Genomic DNA, 14,657 nt, shown 5'->3' with positions numbered 1-14,657 from the left:
ATCTGCTGAAGGCGACATCAACCGCACCGCATGGCCCTACTCCGCGTCCACACTGGGCAACGAAGAAAAACTCCCCGAGCTGCCTTGGGGCCACCGAACATCTCGGTCCGGCTCGGCGGCGGGGCCGGCTCGGCCGGCCAAGGTTTCATCAGCGCCCTGATCAGCGCAGGGCAAGGCCTGCACACCCTGCTCGGAACCACCGACAAAATCAAACAAGCCCAAGCCTGGCAAGGGATGTTCGCCCTCGGCGGCGCGGCGCTCACCACCAGAAACGTGTTTGCCCGCGGAGGTAAAGACGTCACCGCCGAAGAAACCCAAGCCGTCCTGACCACCCTCAACGCGGCCAAAGAAACCATCCACTACGACGAATGGGGCACCGACCCCGCCTACGCCCTCGGCGCAACCACCTTCGACGTCGGCTCGATGTTCATCGGCGGCACCGGCGCCGGTCTCAAAGCAGGATCCCTCGGCGGCAAACTAGGCACCGAAGCCGCCGCCCTCACCAAAGCCGCCACTTTGTCCAAAGCAACCACCAGTATCACCGGCACAACCCGCAATCTGCTCGGCGAAACTACAGCAGCCATCACCGCCAAACTCACCCAAGCACGGGTCGCCATCTGGGACAACGGCATCGGCACCGCCCTCGACAAACTCGACAACGGACTCACCAAGCTCAACCAAACCCTCAACGGACCACCACCCGCCTACTCCCGTATCCCGCACCAACTCCCCACACCAGTCCCAGAAACCCCGTGGCTGGCCAAGGTCGACCAGACCAGCGCAGCCGGCGCTAAGGCCAAGCCAGCCCCTGAACCCTTCCCCAGCATCTCCGACCAAACACTCGGAGACCCGTCCCTCCCAGGACGCCACCCCGACCTCCAACCCACCATCGGCGACACCGACGGAGGACCCGGGATCTGGCAAGAACCCACCGGCGGTCGAAGCAAGAATGGCGTCCCTGACCAGATCTTCGGGACCGGGGTTGATAGCGTTGGCCCCAAAGGCAAGTTGGTTGAGTATGTCGTAATCCAAGACAACATTAAGGTTGAATTCGACGGGCATCTGTGGCGAGGACATCCACCAGTTGAGGTTTTTCAGGAGGTCAAGGGAAACTACACCTATTTGGAAAAACGCTTCTTTCAGAAGATAGGTGCCACCGACAAGACGATCAGTAAATGGGTCGACAATCAACTTAAAAGGCAGTTTGAAGCGCTACCGTCCGATGCACGGTTGGAATGGATTTTTACTCGTAACGAGGATCTTGCCATAAGATTCCAGCGTGCAGCCAGGGAGCTCGACTACCCTGTTGAAGTTAAATATCTCCCACGCAACAAGTGACAGAAACTACAGGCGGAATGATCGAAGCAAACGCACACCGTCGGCCCATCATCATCGGCCGATGGCCAATGAGAGCCGAGGAAGAACAAGAGCTGGCGGAAAAACTCCTCAGAACCCTAGGTACGATCGAGTCGGTCGTGGGCGTAAAACTAAGCTGGGCCGCCGATGTCGGTGACGAAGACCGCATCGTTATGCGACCCTTTCCCACCCACCGAGAGCCTGCTGCGGTAGATCTCAGGCCATTCATGACGTTGGGTGATGACGACCGGGTGTGGACGAGGGGAGGAGTGGCTCTGCCTCTTTACGGAAGCACTAACGGGTTGCCGGAGGGAGAGCTTGTCTCCGTCACCGGCACTATTGGTGCCAGCACCCGGTTGGGAAACTCCCTCAGGATCGCGTTCCGAACCGACGATCCTCACCGCATTCCCTCCTCTACGGGCTTGACCACGCTGGTGGAGTTCGTGGGCGAAATTTGGGAGGCCGATTGGTGCGCGGCTCTCACCGACGAAATATCCGACAGGGTCAATCGCCCCATTGGCCAGCCAGGTGTTGGCCTCGTGACCTATTGGGCTGATAGCCTGCAACCGCCATTGCCGGCTCTGGATGAAGCGACCGTTTGGAAAACAGCAAAAGGAACGATAGCAGTCATTCATGACTTAGACATCGAGCATGCGATCGCTTATGCCCGAAAGGTTCATGCAGCACGAATTTAACGCCTGACTGGTCGCCGGACGTTACCAGAATGTCGGGCAACCAGCCGATTTCCGTCGTCGAGTTTTCCACTTCCAACCCCGACGAAGTCCTTTGGAACGCCGGGACCTTCTTGGGAAGCGAACACCCTCAAGAGGAGCACCCTTGGGCAAAGCAACAGTCCCCTATCGCCCGAACGAAACGTGGGGACTCGTACAGGGGCTCAACGCCACACCAGGGGCGCTCGGAACCACTTGCCATGACACCCTTGTCCCTCTGGGACGAAGAACGCAAGCAACGCGAAGCCCCAGACGTCCAAAAGGCTTTGGACCTGTTCGGATCCATGGGGCCGGCGTTCATCCATGCCGATGAGGCCGACACGAACGCCAACTGGGCCGCCGGCGCCACAGTGTTTAACATCGCCGGCATCGCCGCTTCCTACGATGCCGGTGCGGCCTTAAAATCCGGGGCGTTGGCCAGCAAAGCCGGGTCCCTGGCCGAACGTCTCAGCGTTGCCACCGTGCAGAGAACAGGCCTCGGGAATCTCTCGGCCATGCTCGGAACAACCGCGAATGGCCTCAACACGACCGCAGTGTTCCTGGCCAAACCCGGCTCCCTCACCCTGAAGATCTCTGACATCCTCATGCCAAACACCACGGCCAAGGTGCAGGATGCAATGACCAAGGCCAGCGCGGCCACCTGGCCCGCGATCACAGTTGCAACAACCACCACCGTGGAGACAGCCGGCGGCGTCAAACGGGTTGTGGCCGGCGGGCTCGAACGCCTTGCCGACGGTTTCCGGTCGGTCGAATCCGGCATCCCCGCAGTTCTCACGCCAGATCCCAGCGGCGTCATGACCCGCAGCAGCATGGACACTGGCTTCCCCGACAAGCTCGACAGCACCGCCGCCGGTATCCGCCAAAACAATCCACCGGCATTCGTGCCGCCCCAGGCTGACAGCACAGAGCTGCCGTCCCACCCGGCCGAACCCGCCGTCGTGCCCGACCACTTCGTCCTCCCGACAAAAGTCGAAAACACGATAATCGTCAAACACGGAGACTTGCTCTTCCCCGTCAGCCGTAGAGACAACTTCGCCGCCAAAACCGGGCTGCAGCCGAACGCCGAGTACATCGTCGATCATCGCACCAAAATGAGGGACGTCACTGGAAGCCACGACGCCAATACACTTGAGAAGTTCTACACCGACGAACACGGCAAAGTCGTCATCGTTGACACCTACGCCGGGGTAAGAGGCGCCTGGTCCGTGGAACTGAACAAGCCCATGCCCAACGTCACCTACAACGTGGTCGTCCAAGTCGACGGCGGGCTGCAAAACACTTTCACCCTCAAAATGGACGCCGACGGGCACCTCGAATCAGCCAAAAGCCACACCGGTCGCTACCCCGTCGGGGAAGCGAACCGCAACGGATGGCAACAAACGCAAAGCAGGCTGGCTCGGCAGACCCGGCTACGACGTCGGCCACGCAGCCCTGTCTGCTCTGGGATTCATCGGTGAAGGCGCAGGCTTATTTCCACACAGCACGCTTGGCATAATAGGGGCATCGGGAAAAGATCGTCGGGAAGGTCGAAGCCGAGATAATCGGAGAAGTGAAACAGCACCTGACCGCAGGAAAACCCGTAAGTTTGGACTGGGAAATGACTCCCACCCCGAGTCCCAAACCCGGCCTGCCTTCAAAGCTCACTCTGTTCCAACTCGCTTAAACCAGGCGTCTTCGCCAAAATCAGCAAGAAACTCTTCGGAGCCTAAGAGGAACGGGACCCGTCAAGGTTCTTTTCTTGACTTCAGGCACTCGAACTTTTCGCCATCGCAAAACCCAAGCCGCCGTCGTGGACCTGTCGCGGTGCCATTAGCAATGGAGCACACCACGTGCCTTCCAGCGATTCGTTCTCATTGACCTTTGAGAAAGCGCAGGTGCAGGGCAGAGACGCCATTGTCAACACCTTTGCGTCGTTGGTGGAGGTCTGGAGACCCACACACGGCGGCATCTTCGGCTACGAAATCAGCCGACGAAGACGCGGGGAACAAATCTGGTACCCGCCAGTCGGCGCACTCACGTACTCAGCGGCAGACAGCGGCAGACAGCGGCTACATGCTACCCATGGACGAACTCGTTGATCTGCGTCCGCTGCCTCATGGGGTGCTGGCCGTGCTCAAGGAGTGGACCCTGAATGCCATCCTCGCGTACGGCGAGGCTTTCAGCGCTGTCACCGACGGTATCCCCCGCAGAGCTGCCGGGACCGGATAGAACTATGTTTAAGGCAGGGAGACCGTTCAAAGAAGGGCGACACTGTGAAAGAAGACGGCCACACGATCTTTGATCTAGCTTTGGGTACGCTGAGTCTCAGGCTCCAATTGGGTACAAAAACCGATAAGGTGCATGAGAGTGCTGCGACCATCCTTGCAAGCGCTTCGGCCCTGGAAGTGGCTGGATCCTGGGTCTATGGAATGGATCTCTGTCGCCCCGAGCCGCTCCAGTCACCGCTGGAGGCGACGTTCTACCCCGAACCGTTGATGCAGCTACGGCACTGGTGGAATCCGGGGCCCATAGGGATGATGCTGCCCAAGCCAACCACCCTTTCGGCCCAAATCCCGCTACCATCCACATCATGGGCATCCGCATTGGCACCTCGGGCTGGAGCTACGACCATTGGGAGGACGTGCTGTATCCCCCGGGTCTTCCTGCGGCCAAGCGCCTGGCCCACTACATGTCGCGATTTAACACAGTCGAGCTGAATGCGAGTTTCTACCGATGGCCTCGCGACACTTCCTTCGCGAGTTGGAGGGAGCGACTCCCGGCCGGTTTCGCCATGTCGGTAAAAGCGCCGCGAGGCCTGACGCACGGCAAGAAGCTCTATAGTCCCGAAGTTTGGGTGGAACGGATTGTGCGCTGCTGGCACGAACTCGGCGACAAAAGGGCTGTCCTGCTGGTCCAGCTACCACCTGATCTTCAACGGGACGACGCCCGACTCGACTACTTCCTGGCCACCGTTCCGCAGTGGGTCCGCATCGCCGTCGAGTTTCGTCATGACAGTTGGGACCACCCGGACGTGTACGCCTTGCTGGAGCGTCGAGGCGCCGCCTACTGCATCATGAGCGGCGCCCATCTGCCGTGCATCCTCCGGGCCACCGCACCATTCGTGTACATTCGGCTGCACGGCCCGGACCATGAGCACCTCTACGGCGGCTCATACTCCGAAGATGATCTGCGATGGTGGGCGGACCGGATTCGCGAGTGGGACGGCAACGGCAAGGACGTATACGTCTACTTCAACAACGACGGCGGTGGTAACGCCGTGCGGAACGCTGACACTCTGCGGTGGCTGCTTGGGGTCAGTTGACTCTCTACGCCAGGCGACCCCGGACGATCTCGCTGACAGTCTTGCCATCAAAACGGCCAGCAACCTTGGCGGTCACGGGCTTCATGACAGCTCCGATGGAACGCATGGACAGCTCCTGGCCATCAGCCTTCAGAGCCTCCACGGCATCGTCAACGATTGCTTCCACTTCTTCCCGAGTGAGGGCTTTCGGCAGGTAAGCCTCGATGATTTCGGCCTCCGCCACCTCGGCTGCGGCCCGATCTGCCTCGCCCGCCTCGGTGTAGATCCGAGCCGTATCCCGACGCTTTGCGGCTTCCTTCTGAAGCAGCGAGGTGACCTGGGCGTCGTCGAGCTCCACCGGCGTCTTGCCTGACTTCTCGCGGGTAGTAATTTCACCAAGAACGTTGCGCACAGTGGTCAAGGCAACCTTGTTGCCCGCCTTCATATGGTCGACGACGTCCGCTTTGAGGCGTTCTTTGAGTGTCATGATGTGGCTCCTTGTTGGGGGGTTCTCTTGCTATCTTCCCAGCTTGGGCGCTCAAGGCGGTCTCCCGCCGCAAGCCGCCAACCTTTAGCATGAATGGCGTGATGCTACAGGCTTGTCTCAACGGCGCCCGGGACATATCTCACCATCCTCGATTGTCCACGGATCCGGCAGCCCTTGCACAAGAGGCTGCGGCTGCCGTGGCTGCCGGCGCGCAAACCCTGCACGTCCATCCGAAGAATTCACAAGGCCAGGACACGCTGGAACCCCAGTACGTAGCCGCATGGTTGAGTGCCCTCCGTAAAGCGTGCCCGGGCACGCCATTGGGCGTGACAACGGGCGCTTGGAGTTCCCCCGATGCTCCGGCCCGGTTGGAGATGATCCGGTCCTGGTATGAGCTCCCGGATTTCGCTTCCGTGAATTGGCACGAGGAAGGTGCGGAAGAGGTGGCGGCACTCCTCCACCACCGGGGCGTCGCCGTCGAGGCCGGCATCTGGCAGGCCGACGCTGCACGCAAGTGGGCCTCATCTCCGCTCAAAACCCAATGTTTAAGGGTGTTGATCGAAGTGCAGGACGTCCCAGCCGAAACTGTGGAAAGCGAGGCGGTTCGCCTCCTGGAACTGGTGAAGGGACCGAATCATTCCGGTAGCCGGCAAGCATTCCAGGCACCCGTCCTGCTGCACGGTGAGGAGGGGTCAGCATGGGCTGCGGTGCAGCTTGCTGCCCGGTGGGGATTGGGCACCAGAATCGGCCTCGAAGACACCCTTCTGCTCCCGGACGGGAGGCGGGCCGGCGGCAATGCCGATCTTATTGTTGCGGCCAAATTTTTCCTTGCGATGTGAATAGTAAGCATGCTTAGCTTGTCGAGTCACTGGAAATCGGGGTTGTCCACGGAACCAGCTGACCCGCCAATCGCACAACGGAGCCTTAGCGCTTAGGAGGGGACTCCCATGCCACTTTCAGAAAGGGAGCGCAAAGTTCTACAGCAGCTTGAGCGCGAACTCTTCATCCAGGACCCGGAGCTGGCCCGTCAATTGGAATCCGGGGTTCCGGTGAGCGGGCCGGTTCAGCCACGCGTCCGCGACGTCCTGGCCATCGCCGTCGGAGTGCTGTTGCTCCTGCTGGCCATCCCTCTGCAAGGGTTTCTTATTGCGCTGGTCGGCATGTTCCTTGCCGGGCACGGTGTGTTCGCTCACCGCGCGTACAGGAACGAGTCCTCCTCAAGACTCCTTTGAAGGCAACCGCCCAGGCGGATCCTGCTCAGTTGTCTCCTTTTCAGTGGGCCCGCTGACTACAACTTGTGCTGGGCTGTGGAGAAGGTACCCGTTGAGCCAGGAGAACAAAGCACGGATTTTCTGCTGGAGTCCGGACAACAGGGCAAGGTGCACCAAAAGCCATGACAGAAAGGCAAGGATGCCCTGGAGTTGGAGCCGCTTGCGGCCCAGTTCTGCCACCGCAGCGCCACGACCCACCATCGCCATGTAGCCTTTGTCCACATATCTGAAGGGGGCGCGACTGCCGCCGCCAAGGTCCGCAAGGATGTTCTTCGCGGCCCACTTTCCGGCTTGTTGGGCAACGGAGCCCAGCTGGGGTAGCTTCGCCCCCGTTGAGTCCGTGATGTTGGCTGCATCCCCGATCACATAAACGCCGTCCGCGTCCGGGGCGGTCAAGTCCGTTCGGACATCAATTCGGCCGCCTCTCCCCTGGGCAAGGCCTGAGCCGGCAATGAGATCGCCCGCCTTCAGCCCACCGGCCCACACGACGATTTGCCCCGGGACGGAGCTGCCGTCGGCTAATGTCACTCCGTCCGGCCGGACCTCGGTCACGCCCACTCCCATGTGGAGTTGGACGCCCACCTTTTTCAAATGATCGGTGGCGTAGTTCTGGGATTTCTTGGAAAACATGTTCAGGACGCTGGGCACCATGTCCACCAAATGAACTCTGCAGCGTGCCGCGAGTTCCGGCGAAAAGTACTTGCTCACCACGTATTTGACGTTCTCGGCCATTGCTCCGGCTGTTTCAACCCCGGTGGGCCCGCCTCCCACCACAACTACATCCACAGACCCATCAGGGTTTCTGTCAGCTTGGTCCAGCAGCCGGGTAAGGCCGGTCCCCAGCTTGGTGGCATCTGTGACCGAATACAGAGGAAAAGCATTCTCCTCGGCTCCAGGCGTGTTGAAAAAGTTCGGCACCGCTCCCACAGCGATGACCAGGATTTCTGCGTGGAAAACGCGGCCGTCAGCGGTTGTAACCGCCCGCCCGGCGGCATCAACGGAGTCCACTTTCGACGTCAGAACCTTCACTGTCTTGTAACGCCGGAAAACAGAACGCAGTGGCCGGGCAATGGCCGAAACCCCAATTTGTGAGGTAGCCACTTGATAAAGGAGCGGCTGAAATTGGTGATAATTATTCGCGTCGATCAACAGGACGCTGACGCCCTTGCGCCCCAACTCCTTCGCCGCTGCGACACCAGCGAATCCACCACCGACAATAATGACTGGGTATGAGTCCTCCATGCGAGCAACTTACTGCACTCCACGTCCGGACAACAGAGGCCCGTGACCCGCCGTCGAGCGTTTATGTTCTTCTCCTGTGGGTACGCAGTGGGTAGTGTTCTGCATTCGGCAACGCACGCGGAAGGGTGATCTTAGTGAACGAGGACGGGCTGACGGACGCAGTGCAGGAAGCAGGCGCCGTGGAGTTGCTCCTGATCCGGCACGGCGAGAGCGAAGGCAACGTGGCCGCCACCGAGGCACGTTTGGCGGGCGCCGAAGTCATTGATGTTCCGGCCAGGGACGCTGATGTAAATTTGTCGAGCACCGGGCAGGACCAGGCGAAGGCCCTGGGGGCGGCACTCGCCCGGATTGCCGATGAACTTCGCCCTGATGCCATTGTCTCCTCCCCCTACGCAAGGGCACTGCAAACGGCGGAGATCGCCGTTGAGACCGCCGGTTGGCCCATGAAAGTACTTACGGATGAGCGTCTCCGCGACAGGGAACTGGGAATTTTGGACCGGCTGACACGTCTGGGCGTCGAGAGCCGCTATCCGGACGAAGCTGAGCGGCGGCTTTGGCTGGGCAAGCTGTATTACCGGCCGCCCGGCGGAGAATCGTGGGCTGACGTAGCACTGCGCCTGCGTTCAATTCTGGATGAGCTCAACACCCTGGGTACAGGCCACCGGGTGATGCTGGTCTGCCACGACGCCGTCATTCTGCTGGTGCGCTACGTGTTGGAAGGAATGACGGAGAAGGAAATCCTCAACCTTGCCGCCACCACCTCAGTCCTCAATGCGTCAATCACACGGTACGTGAGGCCCACTGGCGCGGGGCCCTGGGAACTCGAAAGCTTCAACGTTGCGGATCACCTCACCGAGCAGGGCGTCACTGTCACAGAACACGCCGGAGATGCCAGTGTCCACCCACAGTGACTCCCAAGACCCCACGCTGGTGACCCCATCGCTTCTGCGTGACTGGCCGTTGCCCGCCCCCGGAGAGGACAAATACTCGCGCGGTGCAGTGCTGGTGATTGGTGGCGCACGTGCAACCCCCGGTGCAGCGTTGCTGGCGGGAACCTCCGCTTTACGCGCCGGCGCGGGAAAGATCACTCTTGCGGTGGCCGAATCAGTAGCGGTCCCGGTGGGAGTTGCACTCCCGGAATGTGGCTCCGTGGGCCTGCCCGAAACCCCGGAAGGGTCCGTCACCGGAGAAGGACTCAACAGGATCTCCTCATACCTGGATCGTGCTGATGCAGTGTTGATCGGACCAGGGCTGGACCATCCGGACCTCGCCGAATCGCTGCTGCGAGCGCTGCTGGAACGCGAAAAGTCACTCGACACCACGGACGACGGCGGCGCTCCCGCTATCGTCCTGGATGCCTTCGCCTTGGGCGGTTTGGTGGAGATCCAAGACGATTTAGGTCCGTGGCGCGGAAGGCTGATCCTCACGCCGAACCCCACAGAGGCTGGAATCCTCCTTGGCAGGGATGTGAAGGATCTGGGAGCCGACGTAGCTGAGATTGCCCGGCGTTTTGATGCCGTGGTGAGTTGCCAAGGCTACATCTCCGGTCCTTCTGCTGATGACCCCACGGAATCGGCGCTATGGAAGATCACCACCGGCTACGGCGGGCTGGGCACATCAGGTAGCGGCGATGTTTTGGCGGGCGCTATCGCCGGGCTCCGGGCGCGCGGCACCAGCGACGCCCAAGCTGCGTGCTGGGGCACCCACCTTCATGCCGCCGCCGCGGACCGCCTGGCCAGCAAGCTCGGGCCCTTGGGGTTCCTTGCCCGGGAACTCGCCGACCAACTGCCGGCCCTCATGCTGGAGCTCAATACCTGATTCGCGCGCGGCTAAGCGGGTCTGAGCAATTCATGCTCGACGACGGCGGTTCGGGACAGGGTCTTGTAGCCTTCCTGCTCGAACAGAACCGTCATAACGTCTTCCTCGTGGCGCATCACCAACCCCGGTCCCCACTCTTTGTGGATCACGGTGGACTGCAAGGGGAACAGATTCTCCGCAGCCGAGGTGCCATTTCCGACGCCGCTTGACCTGGCGTCGTCGGGATGTTCTGCACATGCATCACAGTTCCTGCAGGGCTCCGGCAGGTCCTCCCCGAAGTAGCCCAGCAGGAACTGGCGACGGCACGCATCCGTCTCCGCATAACCTCGCATCATGGTGAGCCGGGACTGTTCCACACGTTGCCGGGCTTCGGCCAGATGGACGGCGCGCTCCACCAGCGCGGTCAGTTTGGCTTTGGAGCTCAGGCGGGTACCGCGCTTGCCGGTTTTCACGGCGCCCGCTTCCTCCAGCTGATTCACCAGTGCCGTGACACGGCGGGCCGGGAAACCGGTGAGCTCTGCCAGGGCGGTTTTAGGAGCAGGCGCGCCAGCGTTCTTGATGACCTTCAGTACAGCCATCAGTTCCTCCGCATCCGGGGCATGGGTAGCGAAGAACTTACGCAACCCAAGGTCCTCGGCACGGTAATGCAGTATGGCCAAGGCCGGTTGGCCGTCGCGGCCCGCACGGCCAATCTCCTGGTAGTAGGCGTCCAGCGATTCCGGAATATTCGCGTGCACTACGAACCGGACGTTGGGTTTGTCGATCCCCATGCCAAAGGCGGTAGTGGCAACCACAACATCGAGTTGGTCATCCAGGAACCGCTCATGGATGCTTTCCCGGTCCGAGTCCGCACGCCCTGCGTGATACGCCTCGGCGCGGAGACCACCATCTGCCAGCATGGCCGCGAACTTCTCGGTGTCCTTGCGGGTAGCGGCATACAGCAGCCCCAGGCCCTCGGTCCGGGCAAGCTCGAGAACCTGCTCCACAACAGCTTTGCGCTTCCCTTTGTCCTCTTGGTGCCGGACAACGTCGAGGCTGATGTTGGGGCGGTCGAAGCCACGGACCAGAACCAGCGGATCCGTCATACCCAATCTCTGGACGATCTCCTCACGCACCGGTGGCGATGCTGTTGCCGTCAGTGCAATGACCGGCGGGTTTCCCAGGCGCTCGCGGACGTTGCCAAGGTCGAGGTAGTCAGGGCGGAAGTCGTGGCCCCAGGAGGAGACGCAATGTGCCTCGTCAACGACGAACATGGTGATGTCCAGCTTGGCGATACGATCCACGGTTTCCGGTTTGGCCAACTGTTCAGGAGCGAGGAACAGGAAGACCGCGTCTCCGGCTTCCACCGCCTGCCAAGCCGCCTCCACCTCCGAAGCACTCAGTGAGGAATTGACGACGACGGCGGCCCCCTCACCCAAGTCCTCACTCAGCCCGTCCAGTTGGTCTTCTTGTAAGGCAATGAGCGGAGAAACGACGACGGCGGGTCTGCCGGTTGCGTTGTGAAGGTGCAGTGCTGCCACTTGATAGGTAGCGGATTTTCCGTACCCAGTGGGCATGACAGCGAGGACATCACGCCCCTCGACGAGGGCGGTCATGCCAGCGAGCTGGCCGTCGCGCAGTTCAGGCAGGGAAAAGGACGAGGCCGCCAGGGCGGTCAGGGCAAGGTCATCGGACATGAAGATGTGGCTCCGCGTTGTGGTTCCTGCGGCCACTTGCATCAGCCGAGGTGACCAGCCTAGCGCGGGTGAGGCCCCGCCGTCGTACGCAGTTTGCCCGGGTGTGGATAACCTCGAATTGTTGGGCGTTAGCGCACGTCCCCTGAACGTACTTGGTAGCTAAGGTGCGTCACGCGGGTCCCAGGGATGATCACGGGATCCTCCAGCATGATGTCCCCGCCAAGTTCGCCGAACCAGCGAATGCCGCTTCCCAGCAGAACAGGGATCAAGTCCACCCGGAGTTCGTCCACCACGCCGAGGCGCAAACACTGCTGTGCCACGTCCGCGCCGGCAACACCGATCTCTTTGCCGTCAGCGAGATGGGCCGCACGTTCCAGCGCCGACTCCAGGTCCGCAACGAACTCGAACGGGACCGGCCGGCCATCCCGCCGCACCGGTGGCCAATCAGACGGGGGTTCACGATGAGTCAGGACCACCGTTGGTGACTCGTTGGGCGGGTGGCCACCCCACCCCTTTGTCATATCGAAGATGCGCCGGCCGGCAATAAACGCACCCTCCCGGGGAAGTGATTGCCAATAAGCGGCATCGGCCTCGCTGAGATGGAACGGCACAGGGTGACCTGGCATCCACGTTTCCACTGAGCCGGCCTCATACCAGTCAAACAGCGGACCGATTCCGTCGTCATCCCGGGCGATAAATCCGTCGAGGGACATGGAAAACTGGGCTGACACGCGGCTGTTCCTGTACATGAAATCAGTCTGGTGACCACACCCGGGTTGTCAAGGACACCGCCCAACGAATGGGGTAATCAGGCTACTTATCAACGGCATCCAATGTGTCTATGCTGATCTCATGGAGCCCACTTCAGCCATCCTTCTAGTGCTTATCGGCGTGGTTGTCTGGCTCGCAGCCACCATCCTGCCGCTGGCCCTGCTCCCATCCTCGCGCGCCGAAGAGGAGCACAAACCCAGGGCACGCCACCCCCGCCACCCACGGGGCGAGCCTCGCGCCGTCCACCGGTTTCGGCCTTCCTCATTGAAGGTCAGATCCGGGCACCACGCCCGCATTCGGCCACACGGGGCCTAGCGCGGGCCGGGTCGGCTACAGAGGACTACCAAACTCCCGATGAGCCACTTCCGGTAAGGCGGCCGGGCAACCGAACGCATCAGGCGTCGCTCACGCACGCCCACTTACGCACGACCTTAGTTGCTCGATGCGACGATGGTCAAGCGTTTTAGCATGAGGAAAAATGCCCGAAACAAATTTTGCTAAAACGCTTGAACACGCTGGATATCCACGCTAACTTACGAGTGATCAAACGCTTTAGCAGAATGGACATCAGCGCAGATGAAACGCCCAGTCTTCTTCCAACCAGCCGACGGCTGGGTTGGAGATCTCATCCCGTTCGAGAAGGACGGGGAGTTCTGGCTCTTCTACCTTCACGAAGACCGCTCCGACCCGAAACCGGGCACCTCATGGAATCTGGTCACCACCAAAGACCTCACCCAGTTTGAGGACCACGGCGTTTCGCTGCACCACGGCAGCGAAACAGAGCTGGACTTCAACGCCTACACAGGCAGCATCGTCAAGGACGATTCCGGCGTCCATCACCTGTTCTACACCGGTCAGAACCCCCGCAACCTCGGACCCGATGGGGTGCCACTGCAATTGGTCATGCATGCCACCAGTACTGACGGCATGCGGACCTGGCACAAGCACCCCGAACACACTTTCGGCGCCCCGGCCGGCTATGAGTCCGGTGATTGGCGCGATCCCTTTGTGTTCCGGGATGACAGCAAGAACCAGTGGAGGATGCTTCTCGCGGCAAGGCACTCCACCGGGCCCGAACGTCGACGCGGCGTGATTGCACAGTGCGTGTCCGCGGACCTGACAACGTGGCAGCACACCGAACCGTTCTGGGATCCGCGCCGCTACATCACGCATGAATGCCCGGACGTTTTCCAATGGGGCGGCTGGTGGTACATGGTGTACTCCGAGTTCTCGGAATCGTTCACCACCCGCTACCGCATGGCCAAGAGCCCCGAGGGCCCATGGAGCGTGCCTGCTTTGGACAGCATTGACGGCCGCGCCTTCTACGCGTCCAAGACGGCAGAACGCGACGGGCGGCGCTTTTTCTTCGGATGGATTGCCAGCAAGGAAGGCAATACCGATCACGGTCCCTGGCAGTGGGCTGGAACCATGTCCGTTCTGGAAGCCCGCCAAAATCCGGACGGAACGCTGGGATTCTCCTTCGCGGAGGAGCTGGTGGAGAGCTTTTGGGAAGACGTCCCGGTTTCTCTGAACGGTGCCCTGCCGTCCCGGCTTGAGGTGCCGGACGGGTACACGGCGTTGGTGTCGGACGAGGAGTTGCCACAGCAGTTTTACGCCAAGGCAGTGCTGGACATCGCCCCGAACACCACAGAGTGCGGCTTGCTGCTCCGCTCGAACCACGACGGCGACCATTCCTACGTCCTGCGTCTGGAACCCAAACGTGGCCGGCTCGTCTTCGACCGCTGGCCGCGAGCGATCACCGGCGACGCGCAGTGGCACGTCTCCGGGGACGTCCCGTTCGACGTCGAACTTGAGCGGCCCTGCAACCTCACCCCTGGCGAGCACACCCTTGAGGTCATCGTCGACGGCGACACTTGCGTCGCCGTCGTCGACCATCAGGTGGCGCTCAGCGCCAGAATCTACGACTTCACAGCCGGCCGGATAGGCGTCTTCGCCGGAGAAGGAACCGCGACCCTTACCGAACTTGAGATACGCCAGCGTACCGACAACTGAATACCGCACCCC

General features: G+C 61.1%; 14 protein-coding genes. 10 read left to right on the top strand and 4 right to left on the bottom strand.

Translation table 11 applies throughout. The features are described 5' to 3' along the window. The first annotated feature begins 84 nt into the window (after positions 1 to 84). The 5 genes from ABI796_RS04540 to ABI796_RS04520 all read left to right on the top strand — a co-directional run bounded on the left by ABI796_RS04540 (position 85) and on the right by ABI796_RS04520 (position 5,388). Positions 85 to 1,338, top strand: coding sequence for a hypothetical protein (locus tag ABI796_RS04540; RefSeq protein WP_344762412.1), 1,254 nt, complete (start codon positions 85 to 87; stop codon positions 1,336 to 1,338). 17 nt (positions 1,339 to 1,355) lie between these two features. Beyond that, positions 1,356 to 2,051, top strand: a complete 696-nt coding sequence (locus ABI796_RS04535; RefSeq protein WP_141285719.1) for a hypothetical protein — start codon at positions 1,356 to 1,358, stop codon at positions 2,049 to 2,051. 236 nt (positions 2,052 to 2,287) lie between these two features. Then, the gene (locus ABI796_RS04530) at positions 2,288 to 3,544 is read left to right on the top strand and encodes a hypothetical protein (RefSeq protein WP_246095874.1); all 1,257 of its coding nucleotides are present in this window, start codon (positions 2,288 to 2,290) and stop codon (positions 3,542 to 3,544) included. Between the two features lie 604 nt (positions 3,545 to 4,148). Continuing rightward, a complete protein-coding gene (locus tag ABI796_RS04525) occupies positions 4,149 to 4,295 on the top strand; it encodes a hypothetical protein (RefSeq protein WP_170224974.1) in 147 nt (48 codons plus the stop codon). A 361-nt stretch (positions 4,296 to 4,656) separates the two neighbouring features. Next, positions 4,657 to 5,388 (top strand): DUF72 domain-containing protein, encoded by a 732-nt coding sequence (locus ABI796_RS04520; RefSeq protein ID WP_141285721.1) that lies wholly within the window; start codon positions 4,657 to 4,659, stop codon positions 5,386 to 5,388. 4 nt (positions 5,389 to 5,392) lie between these two features. On the opposite strand, the gene ABI796_RS04515 is transcribed toward ABI796_RS04520, so the two are convergent. Continuing rightward, positions 5,393 to 5,854, bottom strand: coding sequence for a GatB/YqeY domain-containing protein (locus ABI796_RS04515; protein WP_141285723.1), 462 nt, complete (start codon positions 5,852 to 5,854; stop codon positions 5,393 to 5,395). Positions 5,855 to 6,006: 152 nt separating this feature from the next. On the opposite strand from ABI796_RS04515, the gene ABI796_RS04510 reads away from it, so the two are divergent. Together ABI796_RS04510 and ABI796_RS04505 are read left to right on the top strand one after the other, a co-directional pair. Continuing rightward, complete coding sequence (locus ABI796_RS04510; RefSeq protein WP_246095875.1) at positions 6,007 to 6,693, top strand: 3-keto-5-aminohexanoate cleavage protein; 687 nt, start codon at positions 6,007 to 6,009, stop codon at positions 6,691 to 6,693. Positions 6,694 to 6,801: 108 nt separating this feature from the next. Beyond that, entirely contained in the window at positions 6,802 to 7,086 is a 285-nt protein-coding gene (locus ABI796_RS04505) for a DUF3040 domain-containing protein (RefSeq protein ID WP_141285725.1), read from the top strand. Here ABI796_RS04505 and ABI796_RS04500 read toward each other — a convergent pair. Further along, positions 7,072 to 8,367: an NAD(P)/FAD-dependent oxidoreductase gene (locus tag ABI796_RS04500; RefSeq protein ID WP_141285727.1), complete on the bottom strand. Its 1,296-nt coding sequence runs from the start codon at positions 8,365 to 8,367 to the stop codon at positions 7,072 to 7,074. The two genes, ABI796_RS04505 and ABI796_RS04500, sit on opposite strands and share 15 nt — an antisense overlap. A 125-nt stretch (positions 8,368 to 8,492) precedes the next feature. On the opposite strand from ABI796_RS04500, the gene ABI796_RS04495 reads away from it, so the two are divergent. After that, a complete protein-coding gene (locus tag ABI796_RS04495) occupies positions 8,493 to 9,278 on the top strand; it encodes a histidine phosphatase family protein (RefSeq protein ID WP_141285729.1) in 786 nt (261 codons plus the stop codon). Beyond that, positions 9,256 to 10,185 (top strand): NAD(P)H-hydrate dehydratase, encoded by a 930-nt coding sequence (locus ABI796_RS04490; protein ID WP_174754598.1) that lies wholly within the window; start codon positions 9,256 to 9,258, stop codon positions 10,183 to 10,185. Before ABI796_RS04495 ends, ABI796_RS04490 begins: the two co-directional genes overlap by 23 nt. 11 nt (positions 10,186 to 10,196) lie before the next feature. Here ABI796_RS04490 and ABI796_RS04485 read toward each other — a convergent pair whose 3' ends face one another. Next, positions 10,197 to 11,861 carry an ATP-dependent DNA helicase RecQ gene (locus ABI796_RS04485; RefSeq protein WP_174754603.1) on the bottom strand — a complete coding sequence of 555 codons (1,665 nt, stop codon included), beginning with the start codon at positions 11,859 to 11,861 and terminating at the stop codon, positions 10,197 to 10,199. Positions 11,862 to 11,989: 128 nt separating this feature from the next. Beyond that, positions 11,990 to 12,610 carry a dihydrofolate reductase family protein gene (locus ABI796_RS04480; protein ID WP_141285733.1) on the bottom strand — a complete coding sequence of 207 codons (621 nt, stop codon included), beginning with the start codon at positions 12,608 to 12,610 and terminating at the stop codon, positions 11,990 to 11,992. Positions 12,611 to 13,208: 598 nt separating this feature from the next. Between ABI796_RS04480 and ABI796_RS04475 the strand changes: the two genes are divergently transcribed. Then, positions 13,209 to 14,645, top strand: coding sequence for a GH32 C-terminal domain-containing protein (locus ABI796_RS04475; RefSeq protein ID WP_141285735.1), 1,437 nt, complete (start codon positions 13,209 to 13,211; stop codon positions 14,643 to 14,645). Positions 14,646 to 14,657 lie beyond the last annotated feature (12 nt).

Source organism: Paenarthrobacter aurescens, assembly GCF_041549525.1.
Taxonomy (GTDB): domain Bacteria; phylum Actinomycetota; class Actinomycetes; order Actinomycetales; family Micrococcaceae; genus Arthrobacter; species Arthrobacter aurescens.
The sequence above is the reverse complement of the archived record's forward strand: the minus strand, read 5'-3'. Positions and strand labels throughout refer to the sequence as shown.

Coding starts and splice junctions, on each gene's coding strand:
- ABI796_RS04525 (WP_170224974.1), top strand. CDS start 4,149: ATGGACGAACTCGTTGATCTGCGTCCGCTGCCTCATGGGGTGCTGGCC.
- ABI796_RS04535 (WP_141285719.1), top strand. CDS start 1,356: ATGATCGAAGCAAACGCACACCGTCGGCCCATCATCATCGGCCGATGG.
- ABI796_RS04490 (WP_174754598.1), top strand. CDS start 9,256: ATGCCAGTGTCCACCCACAGTGACTCCCAAGACCCCACGCTGGTGACC.
- ABI796_RS04520 (WP_141285721.1), top strand. CDS start 4,657: ATGGGCATCCGCATTGGCACCTCGGGCTGGAGCTACGACCATTGGGAG.
- ABI796_RS04485 (WP_174754603.1), bottom strand. CDS start 11,861: ATGTCCGATGACCTTGCCCTGACCGCCCTGGCGGCCTCGTCCTTTTCC.
- ABI796_RS04500 (WP_141285727.1), bottom strand. CDS start 8,367: ATGGAGGACTCATACCCAGTCATTATTGTCGGTGGTGGATTCGCTGGT.
- ABI796_RS04515 (WP_141285723.1), bottom strand. CDS start 5,854: ATGACACTCAAAGAACGCCTCAAAGCGGACGTCGTCGACCATATGAAG.
- ABI796_RS04475 (WP_141285735.1), top strand. CDS start 13,209: ATGAAACGCCCAGTCTTCTTCCAACCAGCCGACGGCTGGGTTGGAGAT.
- ABI796_RS04505 (WP_141285725.1), top strand. CDS start 6,802: ATGCCACTTTCAGAAAGGGAGCGCAAAGTTCTACAGCAGCTTGAGCGC.
- ABI796_RS04530 (WP_246095874.1), top strand. CDS start 2,288: ATGACACCCTTGTCCCTCTGGGACGAAGAACGCAAGCAACGCGAAGCC.
- ABI796_RS04480 (WP_141285733.1), bottom strand. CDS start 12,610: ATGTACAGGAACAGCCGCGTGTCAGCCCAGTTTTCCATGTCCCTCGAC.